The following is a 21,168-nucleotide window of genomic DNA, read 5'->3' as shown; positions in this document are numbered from 1 at the left end:
CCTGTTTTATAAAAGATTAAGCGTGCAGCTCAATAAGATTGCGACCCTGCATTTCAGCTGGTACCGGAATTTGCATCAAGTTCAGCAGGGTTGGTGCGACATCAGCCAATACGCCACCTTCTGCGATTGTTGCAGAGCTTGGACCCACATAGATAAATGGAACCAGTTCAGTGGTATGCTGGGTATGCACTTGACCGCTCTGATAATCCTGCATCTGCTCCACATTACCATGGTCTGCAGTAATAATCATATGACCTTTTTTCGCCATCACAGCTTCATAAACTCGGCCTAAGCAAGTATCCACGGCTTCAACGGCTTTCACTGCTGCATCAAATACACCAGTATGGCCGACCATATCACCATTGGCATAGTTCACAACCAGTAGGTCAAACTCGCCTGAATTGATCGCTGCCACCAGTTCATCTGTTACTTCATAGGCACTCATTTCCGGTTTCAGGTCATAAGTCGCAACATTTGGAGATGGGATCAGGATACGTTTTTCACCTGGATATTCATCTTCACGGCCACCGCTAAAGAAGAAGGTTACATGCGCATATTTCTCGGTTTCTGCAATACGTAGCTGAGTTTTACCCAGGTTCGACAGATACTCACCTAAAGAATTTACCAGCGCTTCTGGCATATAGGCTACTGGTGCATCAATGGTCGCCTGATAACGGGTCAACATTACGAATTTCGCCAGATTCGGTACAACCTTACGTTCAAAACCGGCAAAATCTTTTTCAACAAAGGCACGAGTCAATTCACGGGCACGGTCAGCACGGAAGTTCATGAATACGACGCTGTCGCCATCCTGAATCTTCACAGTGTCGCCAATGCGAGTCGCTTTTACGAATTCATCTGATTCCTCTGCAGCATAAGCCTGTTCCAGACCTTCAACTGCAGTAGCTGCAGTACGCATTGCTTCACCTTCAGTCAGCAGACGATACGCTTGCTCTACACGATCCCAACGGTTGTCACGGTCCATGGCAAAATAACGACCGATCATGCTGACAATACGACCCTGGCCCGGATATTGAGCAAATAATGCATCCAGTTTTTCTAAAGAGGGTTGCGCACTTTTTGGTGGTGTATCACGGCCATCCAGGAACGCATGCAGATAAACCTGAGCACCGCGTTTTAAAGCCAGTTCCGCCATGGCCACAATATGGTCTTCATGTGAGTGCACACCGCCTTCAGAAAGAAGGCCCATAATGTGGACTGCGCCATTTGCTGCTTTGGCTTTCTCAACAGCATCAACCAGCACTTCATGCTCAAAGAAAGCACCAGTACGGATATCTTTGGTAATACGGGTAAAGTCCTGATACAGCACACGGCCAGCACCAAGGTTCATATGACCGACTTCAGAGTTCCCCATCTGACCATCAGGCAGGCCGACATCTTCACCTGAACCTGAGATCAAACCATGCGGATGCTTTTCCTGCATAGCAGTTAAATTTGGTCGTTTAGCCGCTAAAAACGCATTGTCTTCGACCGCTTCGCGATGACCCACACCATCCATAATCACCAAAACGTGAGGGATTTTGCCAGCAGTTGCATCCGTCATAATGAAATACTCTTTTCGTCTACGAATTAATCGCTCTAGTTTACCGAATTTTGCAAAAAGAGGCCATGACCAGACGATGGTTTAAGTCTCTTGTTGCGATTGATTTCTTCTATTTTCCTGTGGCTTAGCGGGCCCGATGGAGCAAGTAGCCGCCAATAGCAAACATCAGCAAAATAGGAATAAATACGAACCATGCCGGTGACGGCGCATAGACCAGACTGGCATAGCCGAGAAAATCCTGCAGGTAGAAGAAGCCTAACCCTGCGAATAACGCAATCACCAAACGGAAGCCCATCGATTGCTGACGCAATGGCCCAAAGATAAATGAACAGGCAATCACTACCAGCGCAATCAGGGCAAATGGCGAACCGACTTTCTGCCAGAAGGCCAGCTGATAGGTTTTAGGTACCTGACTATATTCATGCATATAGCTCATAAAGCTCACTAACTGACTTGGTGATAAATCTTCCGGATCAATCGTGACCATATGCACATATTTCGGCTGCAAGGCCAAAGCCAGTGGTTGCTCATCATGCTGTACCAGTGTCGCATTGCCGTTTTGTAAAATATCAAACTGTTCAGTGCTATCTAGTTTCCAGGCCCCATCTTTGACGAATTCACCCTGCTTGGCATCCAGAGTGCCCCGCAGACGGTAATTGTCATCAAAGTCCAGCATCTGTACATTTTTCAGCTGGCCTTTGGCGTTGGCATAATCAATATAGATAAAGCGATTGCCCTCACGCGTCCAGTAACCTTTAACTTCACCAATTTTGACCGGCTTGTTATAGCTTTTGACCGCTTTGGCCTGTTCATTGGTATATGGAATCACCCACTCGCTCAGGGCAAATGACAATACGACTAATAGCAATGCTGAACGGATCACCCAGCCGACAATTCGCCAAAGACTAACCCCCACCGAACGCATCACGATCAGTTCACTATTGGAAGCCAATGTACCCAAACCGAGTACCGCGCCAATCAGTGCCGAAATTGGCAGGATTTCATAAAGATAATTGGGTGCACCCCAGAGTACATATTTCAAGACATCCCAGGCACCATAGCCTTCTTTCAGGGAACCCAATTCACCTAAATACGTAAATAAGACCTGCAGACCTGAAAGAACAGCTGTTGCCCCAAGCATCGCCAGCGCAGTGGTTCCGGTCACATGTTTGGCAACTATACGACGTGCTAACATTGTTAAGACCTCACTCGCTGAATCCGTTTTTTAATTTTTGGTGCCAAATTCTGTTTACGTGAGAACAATGCACCGGCTATGGCATATATGATCAGGACTAATGGATAAGCCCAAATGCCCATTTCTGCTTTACTGACCCGGGTTTTGATCGCCATCAGGGCGACAATCAGGCTGGCAAAGATCATCAGTGCCGGGAATAATTTGAGATAGCGCCCCTGACGCGGACTGACTTCAGACAAGGCTACAGACAAAATCAGGGCAATCACAATGGCAAATGGTACAAAGACACGCCAGCCAAGTTCACTGGCTACGACAGGATCTTGACGGTTTTTCCAAAGCTGTCCGGTCGGCAAGGCTTCAACTTCATCACTGGCCAATTCTGCTTCTTTATCACTTTCGATCCGTAAACGATAGCTTTCAAATTCAGCTTGAGTATATTGCGGCGTGCCTGGATAAATTTCATAGCGGCGACCATTGACCAGGTCGACCACATTGGCCGCATCATTCGGCATTTCAATTCGGGTCGCTTCCTGCGCCAGAATCATCACATCCGGCTTGCCTTCTTTTTCCGCACGCTGATAGAAGAAAATATCTTTCAAGTTTTTGCGATCTTCGGATAGATCTCCGGCATAAATCGTATAAGGTCCGGAAGAAATAAATTCTTTGGGTCGAACCAGATCAAAGCCGGTTCGTACTGCTTGCTCACTGGTCAAGGCTTCAAACTGACGAATCCCCCACGGCGAAGCCCACAGCATGAGAAAGCCTTGTGCAAGGAGATACACTAGAGTCATCGGAATCAAAAGACGTGCCAGCTGATGCCGGCTAATTCCGCTACCGTTTAAGACCGCCATCTCATGATCAACATAGAGACGGCCAAAGACCAGCATTAAGCCAATAAAAAACCCAAGTGGAAGAATCAGGGTCAGGAATTCAGGCAGACGATAACCAATGATGCTGAACAGGATTCCAGCATCCAGACGCCCCTGTGCGGCCACACCAAAATACTTGATCAAACGACCGCCCATCATGATAAGGGTCAGTAAGGCAATCACCACCAAGGAGGTCGATACCACTTGCTTGACCAGATAACGCCGAATAATCAAATTAGTTCTTCCAAAATGAGCTCCATAAAACGAGTGCTAGTTTACCCGAATAGCAAAAATATAAAACCTAGGTGGCTCTGCCCATTGAAAATCTATTCGGATAAATGTTTCAATGCTTGAATGATTTGCAAATCTAAACAGGCGTGAAAACAAGATATGAACCTTACAATTAATACGTCATTCCCAGAGAATGGATCAAGTCAATCTTTGTTGATTTTAGTCGACTCAGAGCAAATTCAGAGCGCTGCATCAACATACCAAATCAACAACCTAGACACATTAATTGAAGCATCTCAATTCAAGGCTGGTCTGGCAGAAAGTTTAAGCCTGATTGGACAGGTCAGCCAGTCTCAGCATGCGGCCCTGATCGGCCTCGGCAAAACTGCCGAATTACAAGCGGGAAAACTGGCGAAAATTGCCCAGGCCATTATTAAAGCCTCTCAAAAAAAATTCAAACAGATTTCTGTTGATCTGACACAACTTCCACAAGAATTGCACTATCTGTTTGCATTGGCTTTAACTCAAGCCAGCTACGGCTATGACGAATACAAATCAAAAAAGAACGAATTTATTCTGCAGCAAATTGATTTCATCGCTGCCGAAACTCCGCTAACGGATGAACAGTTGCAATTGATTCAGGCGGTTCAGACTGGCCAAAATCTGACACGTGATCTGGGTAATCGTCCTGGTAATATCTGTTTCCCGGAATATCTGGCAGAACAGGCGCAAGCGCTGGCGGCTCAATATCCGGACCTGCTTAAAGTAACTGTACTCAATGAACAGCAAATGGCTGACCTTGGTATGGGTGCTTTCCTTGCAGTCAGCAAAGGTTCAGACCGTCCAGGCCGTATTATCACGATTGAATATCTGGCTCACCGTGAAGAAGCACCAGTGGTATTACTGGGTAAAGGCATTACTTTTGATACTGGTGGTATTTCATTAAAACCAGGCGCTGGCATGGACGAAATGAAATACGATATGTGCGGTGCAGCTTCAGTTCTGGGCACGCTGCGTGCACTATGCGAATCTCGTTTACCAATTCACGTTGTAGGTGCGATTGCTGCAGCGGAAAATATGCCATCGGGCAAAGCAACACGTCCAGGTGACATCGTAACGACTATGAGTGGTCAAACCGTTGAAATTTTAAATACTGATGCTGAAGGCCGTCTGGTACTCTGCGATGCATTAACTTATGTAAAACGCTTTAATCCTGCTCTGGTGATTGATATTGCAACTCTAACCGGTGCTTGTGTAGTGGCCTTAGGTTCAGTCTTGACCGGTATGTTTACGCCAGACAATGAGCTGGCTGCAGAACTTGAAACCGCTGGCCAAAATGCATTTGACCGTGTATGGCGCATGCCAGTACTGGACGACTATCAGGAACAACTGGATTCCCCATTTGCGGATATTGCCAATATTGGTGGTCCTAAAGCCGGTTCTGTAACGGCTGCATGCTTCCTGCAACGTTTTACGCGTGACTATCGTTGGGCTCACCTGGATATTGCAGGCACTGCATGGAATTCAGGTCCAAATAAAGGCGCAACTGGCCGTCCAGTACCTCTATTAATGCAATTCCTGGCTAATCGCGTTCAAAAGCATGGCTAAGGTCAGCTTTTATTTATTTGAAAAAAGCCCTGAACGACAAGTGGACAGCACTTGTCGTTTATGCCGTAAAATTTTGCGTCAGCCAGAGCGTATCTGGCTGCTGTGTGCCGATCCTGCCTTACAGCAGGAACTGGATGAAAAGCTGTGGAACTTTGATCCCGCCAGCTTTATTCCGCATGGAATCGATCAGCCAGATGCGACCGTTTGTATATCGGCTCAATTACCAGAGCAGTCGGGCTGGATTATTTTTAATTTTAATCCAGAAGCACTTGAACCTGATGCGAAATTTAGTCACATTATTGAGATTATTGAAAACAATGAACCGGCCAAACAGCTGGGACGTGAAAAATATAAACAATATCGTCGCTTTGGCATTCAGCCAAATACCTTTAAGCTCTAAGTAATCACGTGAACAAGGAGATGCAAGTGGCATTAAATGTAGGTCCAGATTTTAAACAGCGCTGGTTAAACACGCCTGAGGCTGTACGTCAGACCTTTATCGATGACCTCTCGCGCATTTGTGAAGTACTTAAGCCTGAAACCGCTGTAGAAGAATGGCTCGTCCGCGACCAGCAGTTACAGAAAGAGTCTGAGCGTAAAATTGAAGCAGCATATGCACAGCGCAAGGCTGAACTGATTGAAGAAGCACGCATTCGTAGACAACGGGCACTCGAAAAAGCCTTAGCCGAAAAACGTGCTGAAGAACAGGCTTATGCCGAACAACTACGCCGTGATGAAGAGCGAAAATTTGCCGAGCAGACCCGGAAGCTGGCTGAAATGCGTCATATACTGGATACTGAAGTTCAGGATTATGCCGCGCGCTATCAGAAAAATCCGGATCAGGTGCTCGACTTTGCCAGAGGTCGCTTAAATATCGACGATACCCAGATTTTGTCTGAGCTAGAAAGCTTACGGTTACGTCTGGAACTCGAAGCAGAAACTGTGATTGAACAAACCGTCAATGCACTGCGTGAGAAATTACGCGCTGCAGCCAAAGAAGAAATTGACTATATTCTGAAAAATTCTGATCTGACTGAGTAAAGTTGATAGTCAGTTGGCTGAAAGAGTCTTTTTATTTTTCAGCCTTAACCCCTTGCTTGCCTTATTTAAACTTATTCTATCTAGCTAAAATCTACTTTAAAATTAAAACAAGTCAGCCAGTAAAAATGCGGTATTGCCAAGCAAATAGCCTGCTCCCAATAGCGTACTGATCCAGAGAAGACCACCGGTCACATTATAAAAACTGAAAGTCGCAAAGCTCATATGGCCTGAACCTGCCGCAAAAGGGCCGAAGGAACGTACAAAGGGAATAAAACGCGCAATTAAGATCGTCTTGCCACCATGTTTCATAAAATAATGATTGGTTTTGACCATATATTCGGGTTTGAAAAACCGTGAATGCTCATTGAAATACTTTAATCCGAGCACCCTGCCCGAATAATAATTCACGGTATAGCCCAGAATCGAAGCAATTAGTAGCAATAAACCCATGGAGTGCAAGGTAATCAGGTCAGAGCTGGAACACAGCGCACCGACAGCAATCAACAGACTGTCACCGGGCAAAAAAAAGAAAAATGGCGAACCTGTTTCTGCAAAAATCACCAGGAACAAAATTGCATAGATCCACACCCCATACTGCTCCAGCAATAAGGGTAAAGACTGTTCAAGATGAAGTAAAAAATCGAGCATTCGACCTGTCCACTGGGGCTAAAATCGCGAGTTGAGCTACGTATTATCCCGAAAAATAAAAAGACAGTCTAATTTTTCAATTAGACTGTCTGGTAATTGCTCAGCGGATTTATTTCAAAAAACCATTTTCGGCTAAGAATTCCATGCTGATTTTAGACTGTTCTGTATTTTCTGCGGCCTTGTCACCCAGTAATAACCGCTCGATATAACGCGCCAACACATCTACTTCCAGATTGACTTTAGTACCTAATTTCCAAGTGCTAATATTGGTACGTTCGGCTGTATGCGGAATCAGATTCAGACTAAGGATATTTCCACGTAAGTGATTGATGGTCAGGCTGATACCATCTACTGTTATAGAGCCCTTCTCTGCCAGATATTTGGCAATTTCTTTTGGTGCAGTCACTTCAAAGTAGATGGAACGGGCATCGGAACGTACTACCGTGATTTCACCAACCGCATCGACATGACCAGAGACAATATGTCCGCCAAAGCGTGTAGTTGGCAGCATTGCCTTTTCGACATTTACAGGTTGGCCGACTTTCCAGTTAGCCAGTGTAGTCCGGTCCAGGCTTTCACGTGATACGTCTGCAGCATACCAGTTCTCACCCCAGTCAATTACGGTCAGACAGATGCCATTGGTGGCAATCGAGTCACCCAGATGTACATCGGACATATCCAGATCCGTCTGGATGCGTAAGCGTACATCACCGCCAACGCTTTGCAAGCTCTCGACCTTGCCCAGACTTTCAATAATACCTGTAAACATCTTTATTTCCTTTTTCTCTGCGCTTACCACAAGGCCAATTGGGTGCTCACGCCGGTCGTATCCACACCGCCCAGCTCAGCATAATGATGCAACTGGCTCAGTAACTGACGAATTGGCGGACCTGACTTGGCATGCGTGTCGGTAATTACAATAAATTCCAATACGCGTGCACGTTCAGACTGGCGCTGCTTACTGACACGATAACGTGGCACATCCTGAGTGAGCAAGGTTACACGGCCACGTTTCAGGTTGGCCTGCAGCAAATCTGTGGCACTGATATTACCATCGGTTGAATAACTGGTCAGGATAAAACGCGCATTAATGGTCGCCAACAAAGTTTCATAGGCTTCTTTGGCATGCTTGGATGAGTTGTACTGACTTGGACGTTCTTTACGCCATGCACGGTCAATCCCGCTCTTGAAGCCTTTAGTGTCTGGAGTCGGCAGATCCACCTGATCCCACAGTGTTAAAGCATTCAGCACATGATAGTTACTGCTATAAGCATGCTGGTTATACGGTGGATCAAGATAAGCCACATCGACTTCAAATCCACTCATCTGATTGGCCAGATGTTGGGCATCTACACACCACATTTCTGCAGCAGGTCCTTGATGCTTGGCATCTTCACAGAAACGGCTTGGCGTTAACCAAAGTAAAGATTCAATACGTTCTAGTGCAGTCTGGGTTTTTCCACCCCAACCATGATGAAAACTTTTAAATACACCAGAAGTATTGCTGACAAAACTGGCTGAATATAGCAGCGGTGCTAACAAAGCACTCATCTCGACATCATCGATTGCACCTTGCGCCTGCCAGGTCGCAATCTGCTGACGAATGGCATCAATACGCATGCCATTACGGCGCTTGAAGAACAAACGGTCACGGGTCGGATCATAGATTTCGTCATTGCGTGGACACAGGTTATGCGTCACCCAGCCTTTGACTTCAGGCAGACGGTTTAGATAGTCGATCGCTTTCTGATAGCCACCCAGTTCTTTAAATGCAGGTGCATCAGTGCATGCCAGAACTGCATGATTCAGCGCATGGCTATAGGGTTCCCAGTCATTGGCAATGACACGATAGCCATTTTGACGTGCCAAACGTGATACCACACCAGAACCGGCAAAGAAATCGGCAAATATCGGCGCACGGCCATCTTCACGTTTTAAGGTTCCCGTGCTCTCAAGTGCTTCCAGAATTAAATGTAGTAAACGGCGTTTGTTCCCCAAATAAGGAACCAACTGATGGAAAAGATATTCATCGGTAGTACGTGCCGCATGGCGGCGTTTGTGATAAACCGTAGACTCTGAATTCATAGTGTCTCTTGAGAAGGAATTAACCTGAAGCGCACGTCGTCACCCAAACGGGTCACGTCCTGCAACTTAAATCGAAGTTGTTCTGCCATTCGGCTAAATTCTGCATTGAACATACTACGCGCAGTTTGCCCCAATAAGGTTGGTGCAACATAACTGATGAGTTCATCCACCAGTCCTGCCTGTAAAAATACGGTAGATAAGGTCGCCCCTGCTTCTACCAGCACATCATAAATCTGATGCTGCTGAACCAGTTGCTGTAATAATTCTTTTAAAGGCTGAATCTCAAGTTGAATCACGCCGAGGTCGGCTAGTTCCGGACAATAAGGCCCCATCACCATTACCGTTTCTGGATTTTTCAAGAGCTTGGCAGTGAGTGGCAAACGCCCCTGACGATCCAGAATAATCCGTTTTGGCTGAACAATGCTGCTGATGTCATCCACACCGTTTAAGCTACGGACATTGAGCTGACAATCATCGGCTAATACGGTTTCAATACCGGTAATCACCGCGCCAGAAATCGCACGCCAATGCTGTACATCCTGACGCGCTTCAGGCCCAGTAATCCATTTCGATTCACCCGATGCCATTGCCGTACGGCCATCCAGACTCGATGCAATTTTCAAACGGACATAAGGCATCCCAGTCGCCATCGCTTTTAGAAAGCCATCATTCAGTGGATGTGCTTCATCTTCACAAATGCCGACTTCAACGTCGATTCCGGCATCTTTCAGGATTTGCACACCTTTGCCAGCGACCAGTGGATTCGGATCAGGACAAGCCACAATCACTTTGGCTACGCCAGCTTCAACCAGACCTTTGGCACATGGAGGTGTACGGCCATAATGCGCACAGGGTTCCAAAGTTACATAAGCGGTTGCACCATAGGCCTGCTCACCGGCCTCACGCATTGCAAAGACTTCAGCATGTGGCTGACCCGCTTTGGGATGAAAACCTTCGCCCACTACTACGCCATCTTTGACAATGACACAGCCAACGTTTGGATTCGGTTTAGTGGAATACTGTCCCTGACGTGCCAGTTCGATGGCACGGCGCATCCAGACTTGATCTTGAGTGAATTCAGTCATGCTTATTCTTGAAATTCGCCACGTTGCTGCATCTGTTCAATTTGACGACGAAAAGCCTCGACATCCTGAAAATCCTGATAGACCGAAGCAAAACGGACATAAGCCACATGATCAAGTGCAAATAGAGATTGCATGACAATTTCACCAATAGTGCGTGATTTCACATCACGCTCACCCAGACGGCGAATCTGTAATTGAATATCACTGAGTACCGTTTCAATCTGTTCTTGCGTCACAGGACGTTTCTGCAAGGCATGCATCAGGGAACGGCGTAATTTGGCTTCATCAAAGGGTTCATTCTTGCCATCAGATTTGATGACACGCGGCATCACCACTTCATAACTTTCAAAGGTGGTAAAGCGTTCATTACAACTGACGCATTCACGACGGCGGCGAATCTGGCAACCTTCAGCGGCCAGGCGTGAATCAATCACTTTACTGTCTGGTGTATTGCAAAATGGGCAATGCATAGCGGTTTAATTGAACAAATCCTGATGATTTCCGAGTGTAGCAAAAATTCCAAACTTTGTAGAGTTTTACGCAACATATAGAAAAAAAACAGCCCAGATGGGCTGTTTTACACAATATATTGATTATTGTTTTAGCAGATTATTCTACACGTTCGCCATGTTGACTTAAGTCCAGACCCATGCGTTCATCATCAGAAGAAACACGGATACCGATGATCAGATCAATCACTTTAAGAATCACGAAAGTTAATACTGCAGAGTAAGCGATGGTTGCAAGTACACCTTCAACTTGAACCCAAAGTTGGCTCATTACATTTGCTGGAGCAGCATCACCCATGATGAATTCGCTTGCGAAGAATGCTGTCAGAATCGCACCAACGATACCACCCACACCGTGCAAACCAAAGGCATCTAGAGAATCGTCGGCTTTTAGTGCGCGTTTCAGAGCAGTAATACCCCAGAAACATACCACACCACCGATCAAACCCATTGCCAGTGCACCACCGACAGTAACGAAACCAGCCGCTGGAGTAATCACCACCAGACCTGCTACCGCACCAGAAGCCCCACCTAATACAGAGGCTTTACCACGTACTACTTTTTCAGTAATTAACCAAGAGATCGCTGCTGCCGCTGCTGCAACTTGAGTTACGATCAGCGCATAACCTGCAGAACCATTCGCACCCAATGCTGAACCACCATTGAAGCCAAACCAACCTACCCAAAGTAAGCTTGCACCGACTACAGTTAAAGTCAGATTATGTGGCGCCATTGATTCACGGCCAAGGCCCATACGTTTACCAAGCATGTAGGCTGCAACCAGACCCGCTACACCTGAGTTGATGTGAACGACTGTACCACCAGCAAAGTCAAGCGCACCGTCGTTGCCTAACCAGCCGCCACCCCATACCCAGTGAGTAATTGGTGCATACACCAGAATCACCCAGAGTGCAATGAATGCCACAAAAGCACCAAACTTCATACGCTCAGCAATCGAACCGCTGATGATGGCAACCGTAATAATGGCAAACGTCATTTGGAAGATCACGAACAGGATTTCAGGAATTGTGCCTGAAAGCGCATCGGTGGTTATTCCAGCCAGCATGAGCTTGTCCAAACTGCCGATAAAGGCATTTCCTTCACCAAAGGCCAATGTATAGCCAATCACGACCCAGGCAATACTGACTACGGCTGCAGCAACAAAGCTGTGTGCCATGGTTCCCAATACGTTTTTCTTACGGACCATACCGCCATAGAACAGGGCTAAACCTGGAATGGTCATCAGTAATACAAGGGCTGTTGAAGTGAGAATCCAGGCTGTATCGCCAGTATCGAGAGTAGCTTCTTCTTCTGCAGGCACTGCTGGTTCAGCTGGCGCCACTTCAGCAATCTCTGCTGTAGTTGTGTCTGTTGTTGTAAGTGAAGTATCACCAGTCTCTGCAACAAGTGCGACTTCTTCAGTAGGTGTTGGTGCTGTTACGGCCTCTTCAGCCCACGCAACAGAACCACCTAAAAGAGCGCTGGACAAGCCGAACGCCATTAGCATTTTTTTCATTCGTATCCCCCAACCATGTTTTTTGTGAGTTATTAGGTACTCAGCAAACTTCGTGCCAAATTAAACAGCGTCTGCACCTGTTTCACCGGTACGAATACGGATGACTTGTTCTAAGTTAGTTACGAAAATTTTTCCGTCACCGATTTTGCCAGTGCTTGCAACACGAGTAATTGATTCAATTACCGAATCAACCATTTCGTCGCTGATTGCGATTTCAATTTTGACTTTCGGTAGGAAATCTACAACGTATTCAGCACCACGATAAAGTTCAGTATGGCCTTTTTGACGACCAAAGCCTTTGACTTCAGTCACAGTGATGCCTTGAACACCAATTTCAGATAATGCTTCACGCACATCATCCAATTTGAAAGGTTTTACAATTGCAGTTACGAGCTTCATGTTTGTTTTCCTTCGGCTTATTTCACCAGTAAGGTTTTATGTTCAAATTTCATGCCAAGATTCCTAAGGTCGGGGGAAATTAGAAAGCCCGGCACGATGTTTCTTGCTCTTTTATTTTATACTTATAACGTATTGGAATCTGCATAAATTGGATATTTTTTATGTGGATTTTTACAATATTACTAATCGAAGCAGCCTATATTTTATCTGAAATACTGTAAGTCACTCTTGCAGCAATGCTACACTGTCCGCGCATTTATATGGCGATGGATCAGATTATGATTGAAACCCTGTTACAAGCAATTTTGCAGCAAGTTGAACACCCTAAAAAGGACCTGGAGCACAATCTGCGTGCCCTACTCAATGAAGCCGTCAGTAAAATGGATTTAGTGTCTAAAGAAGAGCTCGAACGTCAACGCACTGCCCTAAATAATGCCAATCAGCGTTTAAATGTTTTACTAAAACAAGTCGAAGAGCTAGAAGAAAAAGTCTCGATTAAAAAATAAGCACAACTACAGTGCACAAAAGACACGAGAACAATAAAAATAATGCACTATATTGGAACAACAATATGTCTTTTGCCAAAATTTATACGCGAGGCCTGTTAGGCTTGCATGCACCTTTAATTGAAGTCGAAGTTCATGTGAGTTCTGGCATGCCTTCCCTCACCATTGTGGGGCTTCCTGAAGCCGCAGTCAGGGAAAGTAAGGATCGGGTTCGATCAGCTATTCTGAATAGCGGCTTTCAGTTTCCGACCAAACGCCTGACCATTAATCTGGCACCTGCCGATCTACCTAAAGATGGCTCACGTTTGGACTTGCCGATTGCGCTAGGAATTTTAGTGGCCTCAGGGCAGCTTCCAGAAAATTGCACAGATGACCTTGAATTTATTGGTGAACTGGCCCTAGATGGTCAATTGCGGCCAGTAACAGGAATCCTGAGTATTGCAATCGCCTGCCAGCAGGCACAGCATCAACTGATCTTGCCTAGTCCGAATGCTCAGGAAGCCTCTCAGCTTCCGGATTTTCAGGTATTTGCTGCCAATCATTTACAGGAAGTCTGTGCACATCTGGCTCAAGCAGAAACCTTGCCCCCGTTTAAGACCAGTCCATTAGATCAGCACTCTTTTTATAAATTTGATCTTGCGGATGTGAAAGGACAATTGCGACCACGACGTGCCTTGGAAATTGCAGCTGCAGGTGGCCATTCCCTGCTGTTCCGCGGCCCACCTGGTACAGGTAAAACCTTATTAGCATCGCGCCTCGCCAGTATTTTACCGCCCTTAAATACTCAGGAAAATCTGGAAGTTGCCAGTATTTACTCGATTGCGAATACCAATCATCCTTTTGGCCAACGGCCATTTCGGGCACCGCATCATACTGCGTCTGCCATTGCACTGGTCGGCGGTGGCTCACATCCTAAACCTGGAGAGATCACACTGGCGCATTTGGGGGTGTTATTTCTAGACGAATTGCCTGAGTTTGACCGCAAGGTTTTAGAAGTATTACGTCAGCCGCTTGAGTCCAAAGAAATTGTGATTTCGCGTGCTTCCCGGCAAATTACTTTTCCAGCTAATTTTCAGCTGGTGGCAGCCATGAATCCCTGTCCATGCGGTTATGCATTTAATCAGGACAGCCGCTGTCAATGTTCACCTGAAAGCATTAAGCGTTATCAGAGCCGGATTTCTGGCCCATTACTGGATCGGATTGACCTGCATATTGACGTACCACCTTTACAGGCACAGGAATTACAGGACAATAAACCTGTCGAAAACTCTGAAACGGTCAGACAGCGCGTGATCACCGCCTATAATATTCAGATCGAACGGCAAAATGCCTTGAACATGAGTCTTAGTCCAAAGCAACTAGAACAATACGCCTCTCTCGATCCACCAGCTCAGAAAATGATTGAACTGGCTCAGCAGAAACTGAATTTGTCAGCACGAGGCTATCATCGGATTTTGCGTGTTGCCAGAACCATTGCCGATCTTAACCAAAGTCCAGATATTCAGACTGGGCACTTATCGGAAGCCTTGTCTTATCGCGGGCAGCAGCAGATTTAGAATATTAAAAAAGGCGACCTGAGATCGCCTTTTTTAAACCCCAAAGATTAGAAGCTGTAGCCTAGTCCTAATACCACTTTATTTTTCTGTTTATCTTCAAAACGGTTATAACCACCAAAAATATAATTCATGCTGGCGGTGATGCCTGTATCAGCAAGTGGCTTGCTTAGACCGATATCGAAATGACGGAAACCGAAACTGTTTTCTGTTCCTTTTATGTCGCCATCTTTGGCATAAATATATAGGCCAAGTGCAGTATCCAGACTAAAATCTTTTGGCAGTGCATAGCTATAGGTGCCTTTTAGATAGGTATCCCCTGCATTACCCCAATCAAGATCTTCAAGCAATGTTTGAGCAGTCACACCAAAATCTTTGTACGTCAGACCCAGCATGGTTTCAAAACCATTTGAGCCTGTATTGCCAATATCATAATAGTAATAATAAGTTAAACCCGCTGTATAACCCCAGTCTTCATTGATTGAACCGTTATAGCCCGCATAAAAATCATTTTCAAAGGCATTGGGCAAATCATCACCATAGTCTAATGTCGAACCCCACCAGCCTGCATAGAAGCCAGAGGCGTGATTATAGTCAAGTCCGCCTTGTAAAGTAGCTCCGCTATTTTCAGGTGTGTTGGTAATCCCACGCAGGTTATAGCTTGAAAGTACACTGATATTTCCAGAAACTGAATGTTCAGCAGCTGGTTCATCCGCAAAAGTGAAAGAAGATGCAGCGCCCAATAAAGCAAGAGATAATACTTTTAATGTTGATTTCATTGTGTGACTCCCCCAGATCGTCTGAGACGTTTTTTATGGTCATTGATTAAACTCAAGCTCGAAACTGCAAGAGCTATGCCAATCTGGAATAAAACAACTAAAATCTGATGAATAAAAATAAAATAAAGCACTAGGTGTTTGTTTTTAAATTATATTTAAATTTTTAAAAAAAGCACTTTAATAGATTCTTTTTAACCTTGGTCCTTTTTCAAAGATTTATTTTCTTTTTTCGGTCTTATACATAATCATTTACAAGTTGCGCCATTTTGAGTCTATTTTCTCTTTGATTAAATTTTGTGCTAAAAAAAGGTGCAGAAATAAAAAGTAGAGAAACACATTGCTCTATTCGAGTTTTCGATTCTTGCTCAAACTCAGAAAATTTCTGGATTAAAAAGTTCAAAATAGTGCTAAGCAAGAAAAAGTGATGCTCATGGAATGACTTTTTATTATTCAGAAATCTATGCGCATTTTTGGATTTATAAATATTTAAATTAAATATTTATATATTAAAATTCAATAATTTATAATCAATTCTCACTTTTAAGAAATTATTAATGAAGAGTCTGATACAGAAAATGAAGATTTTGAACACTCAACTTTTTCATTCTAAGAATTTTAATTTTAAATATTATTGATGCACTCATGAGTCATACCCTTCAGAGAATTTATATTTAAAAAATATCTTTGTTTTTATTTGTTTTTTTACTATATGGTCAGGATTTAGACTGTTAGATCTCTTACCATTATTCACTTTAGATTAAAAAAAATCCATCGACTTTAGTGGAATATCGTAAATAAAAATGACATTTATTCAGCGAATCTTATACAATTCCTAAAAATTTCCATCAATTTGTATAAGGCTCTCTCCCAATGCAAAACACAAAAAAATTAACATTGGCAGTTTTGATTCAGGCTGCATTGATCTCAACCGCTTTTGCTAGCGAGCAGAGTGAGTCTAAAGGTTTTGTAGAAGACGCAGAAGGATCTGTACTTTTCCGTACTGGTTATTTATCTCGTGATAAGAAAAATGGCGTAGCAGATACAAGTTCAGCTGCACAGACTGCAATCGTAAAACTGGATTCAGGTTTTACTCAAGGTGTCGTCGGCTTTGGTGCCGGGATCATCGGTGATGCTTCTTTCAAACTAGGAAACAACAAAAATGCCGGTAATGGTATGATTCCTCGTGAAAATGGTTTCAACGCTAAAGGTGAATACGTTAAAGGTGCTGGCGATACTTATGATCATTGGGCTCGTGGTGGGGCTTATGTGAAAGCTCGTGTATCTAATACCACTGCTGTATATGGTACCCAAGTTTTAGATCTTCCTGTATTGGCATCAAATACTGCACGTCTCGTTCCTGAATACTTTGAAGGCGTATTAGTGACTAGCAATGAAATTGATAACCTGTCATTAACAGCTGGTAAATTTACTAAAAACCAATATTCAGACCAAATCGACTCTGATGGTAACGAGCTTGATCGTGCTGTTGTTTGGGGCGCGAAATATAAATTTAGTGATGCGCTAAACGCTTCTTACTATGGTACAGATATTAAAGACCGTTTAGACCGTCATTATGTGAATGCGAACTATAGCTATGCAGTAGCCAATGGCGGCACTTTAACTCACGATTTTAGTGGCTATCATACTGAGTGGGATAAAAAAGCTGACGGTGGTGCATATACTTATTCTCATACCACAAATGACTTGAGTAACTTAAGCAACAATATTTGGGCTATTTCTACCACTTACAATACTGGTCCGCACAATGTCATGGTGGCTTACCAACAGAATACTGGTAACACAGGCTATGACTATGGTTTGGGTCGCGGTGTAGGTGATGGTCATCAAACGATTTATCTACCAAACTCATACCTGTCTGACTTCATTGGTAATAATGAAAAATCAGCACAACTTCAATACACATTTGACTTCGGTGCTGTAAATGTTCCTGGTCTATCTTGGACTTCAGCATTTGTATATGGTTGGGATATTGATGTACCAGCAGACCCTGAAGGCGATCGTTCAGTGTTAGCGACTAGCGATGCTCATGAACGTGAATTCTTTAACCAAGTGAAATACACTGTTCAATCTGGTTTTGCTAAAGATGCAAGCTTGCGTTTACGTCACTCTTACTACCGTGCAAGCAATGATTACCAATCTAACTACATTGGTGACACCAACGAATGGCGTATTTGGTTAGACATTCCTGTGAAATTATTCTAATTCACCCGAATTTCAAACCATAATAAAAAACCTGCACATTGTGCAGGTTTTTTTTGTTTAAGCTTTAAAAAGTTAAAGACTTAAACTGAAAAGCAAATGAATTATTTATTTGCTTCTGCATAAGCTGCAATTGAGCTAAGTACTTCTTGTTTAGCAACATCAGCACCTTCCCAACCACTTAACTTAACCCATTTGCCTGGTTCCAAGTCTTTGTAATGCTGGAAGAAGTGTTCGATTTGGCTGATCAGTAATGGAGGAAGATCAGTATATTCTTGAACATCTTTGTAGATCGGAGTCAGTTTGTCGTGTGGAACTGCAACCAGTTTCGCATCAACACCACCGTCATCTTCCATGTTCAGTTTACCCACAGGACGGCAACGAATAACTGAACCTGGCTCTACTGGATGTGGAGTTACCACCAATACGTCTAGAGGGTCGCCATCTAGAGAAAGTGTATTTGGTACATAACCATAGTTTGCTGGGTAGAACATTGCTGTACCCATGAAACGGTCTACAAATAATGCATCAGAATCTTTATCGATTTCATATTTGATTGGTGCTGCATTTGCAGGAATTTCGATAATGACATAGATGTCGTTTGGCGCATCTTTACCCGCTGGGATATTGCTGTAGCTCATAGCATCACTCTTTAACAAGTTATATCTTTTAAAAACCGCGATAATTATAACGGTTTTTACAGATTTTTTTTGATTTTAAAATATCGAACTGTAAATATCTCGACCTGCTTTATTTTTGGCTTAAGAGATTTTGATAATTAACAGCAGTAAGGTTATTGGACATAATAAGGATAACAGCCAGACAATTGAACGTAAGGTCGACCAGTTCGCCAGATAACAGATCCCATAGATGACCCGAAAAACCAGATAGGCAATCCCAAAGGTCATCACCAGACTTTGCGACACGACCATATATTCTGCCATCAGAATCGAGGCGATAAAGAGCGGTAAGCTTTCAAAGCTATTTTGCTGAGCGGCATTGGCGCGACTGGCCAGGCCTGTAGACTTTTCTAAAAATGCCCGCGGATTCTGATTGTCTTTTGCACGAAACCCTGCCGATTTTTTCGCAATCAAGGTAAAAACATAGGGTAAAAGACAAGCTGCCAAAATGAGATAGATAACCCCACTAATGCTATGCATCTGATTTTTCTCTTGAGAATTTTTATGTCTATCATAGCATGGCGTTTCGTGAATAAATTTTGTTAAATAGAGTGTTTTTATAAATGATTAAGGATTCACTATGGTCAGCCCTGATCAAAATGAAATGTTCGATGTCCTCGAGAAACAGCGCCAGCATCAACGTCAAGTGGATCGCGTATTAAAAATCGTATTGCCGATTGTTGCATTTCTGATAGCGGTCATTTGTGCCAATATGAATATCTGGTCTCCCCTCTTTACCTTTGCCATCTTATGGATTGCCTTCTATGCCGTGGGCATCAAGCGTATGCCGATCTGGCACTGGGTAGTCGCGATCATCATTTATTGCTTGATAGATAATATTCTCAGTTATGGCAGTTTTAATTTGAGAGGATTTAACCGCCAGTTTGGTACCATGTTTATTTTTTTGGGTGTGATCGGGGTAGGACGTCCTTACTTCGACCGCTGGCTAATGAAAAAAGAGAATTAAAAAAAGCGCCCTTAGGCGCTTTTTTTATTGCAGGATTTATGCAGTCTTACGTAGGTCTTTACGCAGGATTTTGCCTACGTTAGATTTCGGTAATTCATCCATAAATTCAACATAACGTGGGCGTTTATAACCGGTCAGGTTTTCTTTCGCAAATGCCAGAACTTCTTCAGTCGTCAATGAAGGGTCTTTCTTCACCACAAACAGTTTTGGCACTTCACCTGATTTTTCATCTGGTACACCAATTGCAGCCACTTCCAGTACTTTTGGATGTTTCGCAACGACTTCTTCAATTTCAGAAGGATAAACGTTGAAGCCAGAGACCAGAATCATGTCTTTCTTACGGTCAACGATTTTGATGTAACCACGTGAATCCATAACACCGATATCACCGGTACGGAAGAAGCCATTTACCATCACTTTATCGGTTTCATCCGGACGGTTCCAATAGCCTTTCATCACCTGTGGACCACGGATTGAGATTTCACCCTGCTCACCGAGTGCAACTTCATTACCGTCATCATCCAGAATTGCAACTTCAGTCGAAGGTAACGGAATACCAATCGTACCGCTAAATGCTTCAGATGCCGGTGGGTTCGCAGTTGCTACTGGAGAAGTTTCAGACAGGCCATAACCTTCAATGATGTTAGTGCCAGTAATTTTCTTCCAAGCTTCTGCAGTAGAAGGCAGAACAGCCATACCACCGCCCATCGCCATTTTTAAACGGCTATGATCCAGTTGCTTGAACTCTTCGTTGTTTACAAGCGCATTAAACAGCGTGTTCACAGCAGGGAAGAATGTTGGCTGGTATTTACGTAATTCTTTCATCACCGCAGGCAGGTCACGCGGGTTAGGAATCAGAACGTTCGCCTGACCTTTATACATGCCGTAAAGTGCACAGACCATGAAAGCAAAGATGTGATAAAGCGGTAAAGCACAGAAAATACGGTCATCTGGCTGGCCATCTTGCGCACCGAATTTGCTCTGGAAGATACCGTCACACTGCAACAGGTTAGCAACCAGGTTACGATGAGTCAGTTCAGCACCTTTAGAAACACCGGTAGTACCACCTGTGTACTGAAGTACAGCAGTATCACTTAAAGTCAATTCAGGGCGTTTATAGTTGCTTGGATTTACCTTGTTCAGTGCAGCATTGAACTTGATGTGACCTGGAATATCCCATGCCGGAATCTGCTTACGTACTGAACGCAATACGAAGTTCACCAAAGTACCTTTTAAAGCACCCAGCATGTCACCCACAGAAGCAACCACGACGTGCTTCACAGGTGTTTTGCCAATAATTGACTGATAAACGCTTGCAAAGTTCTCAATAATGACCAGAACTTCAGCGCCAGAATCTTTTAACTGATGCTCAAGCTCACGTGATGTATACAGTGGATTTACATTCACCAGTACTAAACCAGCGCGGAACACCCCCAATGCTACGACCGGATACTGAAGAACGTTTGGCATCATTACGGCAACACGTGTGCCTTTTGCCAGACCCAAACTTTGTAAATATGCTGCGAATTTACGACTAGCTTCTTCCAACTCATTGAACGTTAAAGTCTTATCCATAAAGATAAAGGCATCACGTGAGCCAAATTTTTGGAAATTGCGTTCAAAAATATCAACCAGAGATGTATTTTCTGCTGGTAATTCTACAGTTTCTGGAATCCCTGTTTTTTGGTATTCAGCGAACCAAATTTTTTCCAT

21 protein-coding genes are annotated in these 21,168 nt (G+C 44.1%); 7 read left to right on the top strand and 14 right to left on the bottom strand.

Features of this window, described 5'->3' with window-relative positions; all coding sequences use genetic code 11:
- Positions 1-16 precede the first annotated feature (16 nt).
- The 3 genes from gpmI to lptF all read right to left on the bottom strand — a co-directional run bounded on the left by gpmI (position 17) and on the right by lptF (position 3,862).
- Positions 17-1,564 (bottom strand): 2,3-bisphosphoglycerate-independent phosphoglycerate mutase, encoded by a 1,548-nt coding sequence (gpmI, locus tag FTU00_RS11700; RefSeq protein ID WP_180015005.1) that lies wholly within the window; start codon positions 1,562-1,564, stop codon positions 17-19.
- Positions 1,565-1,688: 124 nt separating this feature from the next.
- Positions 1,689-2,759: an LPS export ABC transporter permease LptG gene (gene lptG, locus FTU00_RS11695; RefSeq protein ID WP_180179748.1), complete on the bottom strand. Its 1,071-nt coding sequence runs from the start codon at positions 2,757-2,759 to the stop codon at positions 1,689-1,691.
- Positions 2,760-2,761: 2 nt separating this feature from the next.
- The gene (gene lptF / locus FTU00_RS11690) at positions 2,762-3,862 is read right to left on the bottom strand and encodes an LPS export ABC transporter permease LptF (protein ID WP_034703425.1); all 1,101 of its coding nucleotides are present in this window, start codon (positions 3,860-3,862) and stop codon (positions 2,762-2,764) included.
- 156 nt (positions 3,863-4,018) lie between these two features.
- Between lptF and FTU00_RS11685 the strand changes: the two genes are divergently transcribed.
- The 3 genes from FTU00_RS11685 to FTU00_RS11675 are packed head-to-tail and all read left to right on the top strand — an operon-like array spanning position 4,019 to position 6,508.
- Positions 4,019-5,467 (top strand): leucyl aminopeptidase, encoded by a 1,449-nt coding sequence (locus FTU00_RS11685; RefSeq protein ID WP_180179747.1) that lies wholly within the window; start codon positions 4,019-4,021, stop codon positions 5,465-5,467.
- Positions 5,460-5,867: a DNA polymerase III subunit chi gene (locus tag FTU00_RS11680; RefSeq protein ID WP_004787296.1), complete on the top strand. Its 408-nt coding sequence runs from the start codon at positions 5,460-5,462 to the stop codon at positions 5,865-5,867. The genes FTU00_RS11685 and FTU00_RS11680 overlap by 8 nt, the downstream gene beginning before the upstream one ends.
- 26 nt (positions 5,868-5,893) lie before the next feature.
- Entirely contained in the window at positions 5,894-6,508 is a 615-nt protein-coding gene (locus FTU00_RS11675; RefSeq protein ID WP_180179746.1) for a hypothetical protein, read from the top strand.
- Between the two features lie 102 nt (positions 6,509-6,610).
- On the opposite strand, the gene FTU00_RS11670 is transcribed toward FTU00_RS11675, so the two are convergent.
- From FTU00_RS11670 to glnK, 7 genes are all read right to left on the bottom strand, one after another.
- Positions 6,611-7,156 carry a VTT domain-containing protein gene (locus FTU00_RS11670; RefSeq protein WP_180179745.1) on the bottom strand — a complete coding sequence of 182 codons (546 nt, stop codon included), beginning with the start codon at positions 7,154-7,156 and terminating at the stop codon, positions 6,611-6,613.
- 109 nt (positions 7,157-7,265) lie between these two features.
- On the bottom strand, positions 7,266-7,925 hold the full coding sequence (locus FTU00_RS11665) for a riboflavin synthase (protein WP_180179744.1): 660 nt from the start codon (positions 7,923-7,925) through the stop codon (positions 7,266-7,268).
- A gap of 23 nt (positions 7,926-7,948) precedes the next feature.
- Positions 7,949-9,241, bottom strand: coding sequence for a DNA adenine methylase (locus FTU00_RS11660; protein ID WP_004787305.1), 1,293 nt, complete (start codon positions 9,239-9,241; stop codon positions 7,949-7,951).
- On the bottom strand, positions 9,238-10,326 hold the full coding sequence (gene ribD / locus FTU00_RS11655; RefSeq protein WP_180179743.1) for a bifunctional diaminohydroxyphosphoribosylaminopyrimidine deaminase/5-amino-6-(5-phosphoribosylamino)uracil reductase RibD: 1,089 nt from the start codon (positions 10,324-10,326) through the stop codon (positions 9,238-9,240). The genes FTU00_RS11660 and ribD overlap by 4 nt, the downstream gene beginning before the upstream one ends.
- A gap of 2 nt (positions 10,327-10,328) precedes the next feature.
- Positions 10,329-10,796, bottom strand: coding sequence for a transcriptional regulator NrdR (gene nrdR, locus FTU00_RS11650; protein ID WP_004787309.1), 468 nt, complete (start codon positions 10,794-10,796; stop codon positions 10,329-10,331).
- A 139-nt stretch (positions 10,797-10,935) separates the two neighbouring features.
- Complete coding sequence (locus FTU00_RS11645; RefSeq protein ID WP_180179742.1) at positions 10,936-12,351, bottom strand: ammonium transporter; 1,416 nt, start codon at positions 12,349-12,351, stop codon at positions 10,936-10,938.
- Positions 12,352-12,411: 60 nt separating this feature from the next.
- Positions 12,412-12,750 (bottom strand): P-II family nitrogen regulator, encoded by a 339-nt coding sequence (gene glnK, locus FTU00_RS11640; protein WP_004650081.1) that lies wholly within the window; start codon positions 12,748-12,750, stop codon positions 12,412-12,414.
- 278 nt (positions 12,751-13,028) lie between these two features.
- Here glnK and FTU00_RS11635 point away from each other — a divergent pair, with 278 nt between their 5' ends.
- On the top strand, positions 13,029-13,256 hold the full coding sequence (locus tag FTU00_RS11635; protein WP_034703445.1) for an accessory factor UbiK family protein: 228 nt from the start codon (positions 13,029-13,031) through the stop codon (positions 13,254-13,256).
- 65 nt (positions 13,257-13,321) lie between these two features.
- Positions 13,322-14,812, top strand: a complete 1,491-nt coding sequence (locus FTU00_RS11630) for a YifB family Mg chelatase-like AAA ATPase (RefSeq protein WP_180179741.1) — start codon at positions 13,322-13,324, stop codon at positions 14,810-14,812.
- A gap of 47 nt (positions 14,813-14,859) precedes the next feature.
- Here the strand turns inward: FTU00_RS11630 and FTU00_RS11625 are convergent, their stop codons facing one another.
- Positions 14,860-15,588 carry a TorF family putative porin gene (locus FTU00_RS11625; protein WP_180179740.1) on the bottom strand — a complete coding sequence of 243 codons (729 nt, stop codon included), beginning with the start codon at positions 15,586-15,588 and terminating at the stop codon, positions 14,860-14,862.
- 870 nt (positions 15,589-16,458) lie between these two features.
- Here FTU00_RS11625 and FTU00_RS11620 point away from each other — a divergent pair.
- A complete protein-coding gene (locus tag FTU00_RS11620) occupies positions 16,459-17,811 on the top strand; it encodes an OprD family outer membrane porin (protein ID WP_180011319.1) in 1,353 nt (450 codons plus the stop codon).
- Between the two features lie 101 nt (positions 17,812-17,912).
- On the opposite strand, the gene ppa is transcribed toward FTU00_RS11620, so the two are convergent.
- Together ppa and FTU00_RS11610 are read right to left on the bottom strand one after the other, a co-directional pair.
- A complete protein-coding gene (ppa, locus tag FTU00_RS11615; protein ID WP_005233448.1) occupies positions 17,913-18,449 on the bottom strand; it encodes an inorganic diphosphatase in 537 nt (178 codons plus the stop codon).
- Between the two features lie 120 nt (positions 18,450-18,569).
- Positions 18,570-18,968 carry an MAPEG family protein gene (locus FTU00_RS11610; protein WP_004787362.1) on the bottom strand — a complete coding sequence of 133 codons (399 nt, stop codon included), beginning with the start codon at positions 18,966-18,968 and terminating at the stop codon, positions 18,570-18,572.
- A 100-nt stretch (positions 18,969-19,068) separates the two neighbouring features.
- Here FTU00_RS11610 and FTU00_RS11605 point away from each other — a divergent pair, with 100 nt between their 5' ends.
- Complete coding sequence (locus tag FTU00_RS11605) at positions 19,069-19,455, top strand: hypothetical protein (protein WP_034703874.1); 387 nt, start codon at positions 19,069-19,071, stop codon at positions 19,453-19,455.
- 36 nt (positions 19,456-19,491) lie between these two features.
- On the opposite strand, the gene FTU00_RS11600 is transcribed toward FTU00_RS11605, so the two are convergent.
- Positions 19,492-21,168 carry an AMP-binding protein gene (locus tag FTU00_RS11600; protein ID WP_180003777.1) on the bottom strand — a complete coding sequence of 559 codons (1,677 nt, stop codon included), beginning with the start codon at positions 21,166-21,168 and terminating at the stop codon, positions 19,492-19,494.

The organism is Acinetobacter sp. YH12041 (assembly GCF_013419975.1).
In the GTDB taxonomy this organism is placed as follows: domain Bacteria; phylum Pseudomonadota; class Gammaproteobacteria; order Pseudomonadales; family Moraxellaceae; genus Acinetobacter.
The sequence above is the reverse complement of the archived record's forward strand: the minus strand, read 5'-3'. Positions and strand labels throughout refer to the sequence as shown.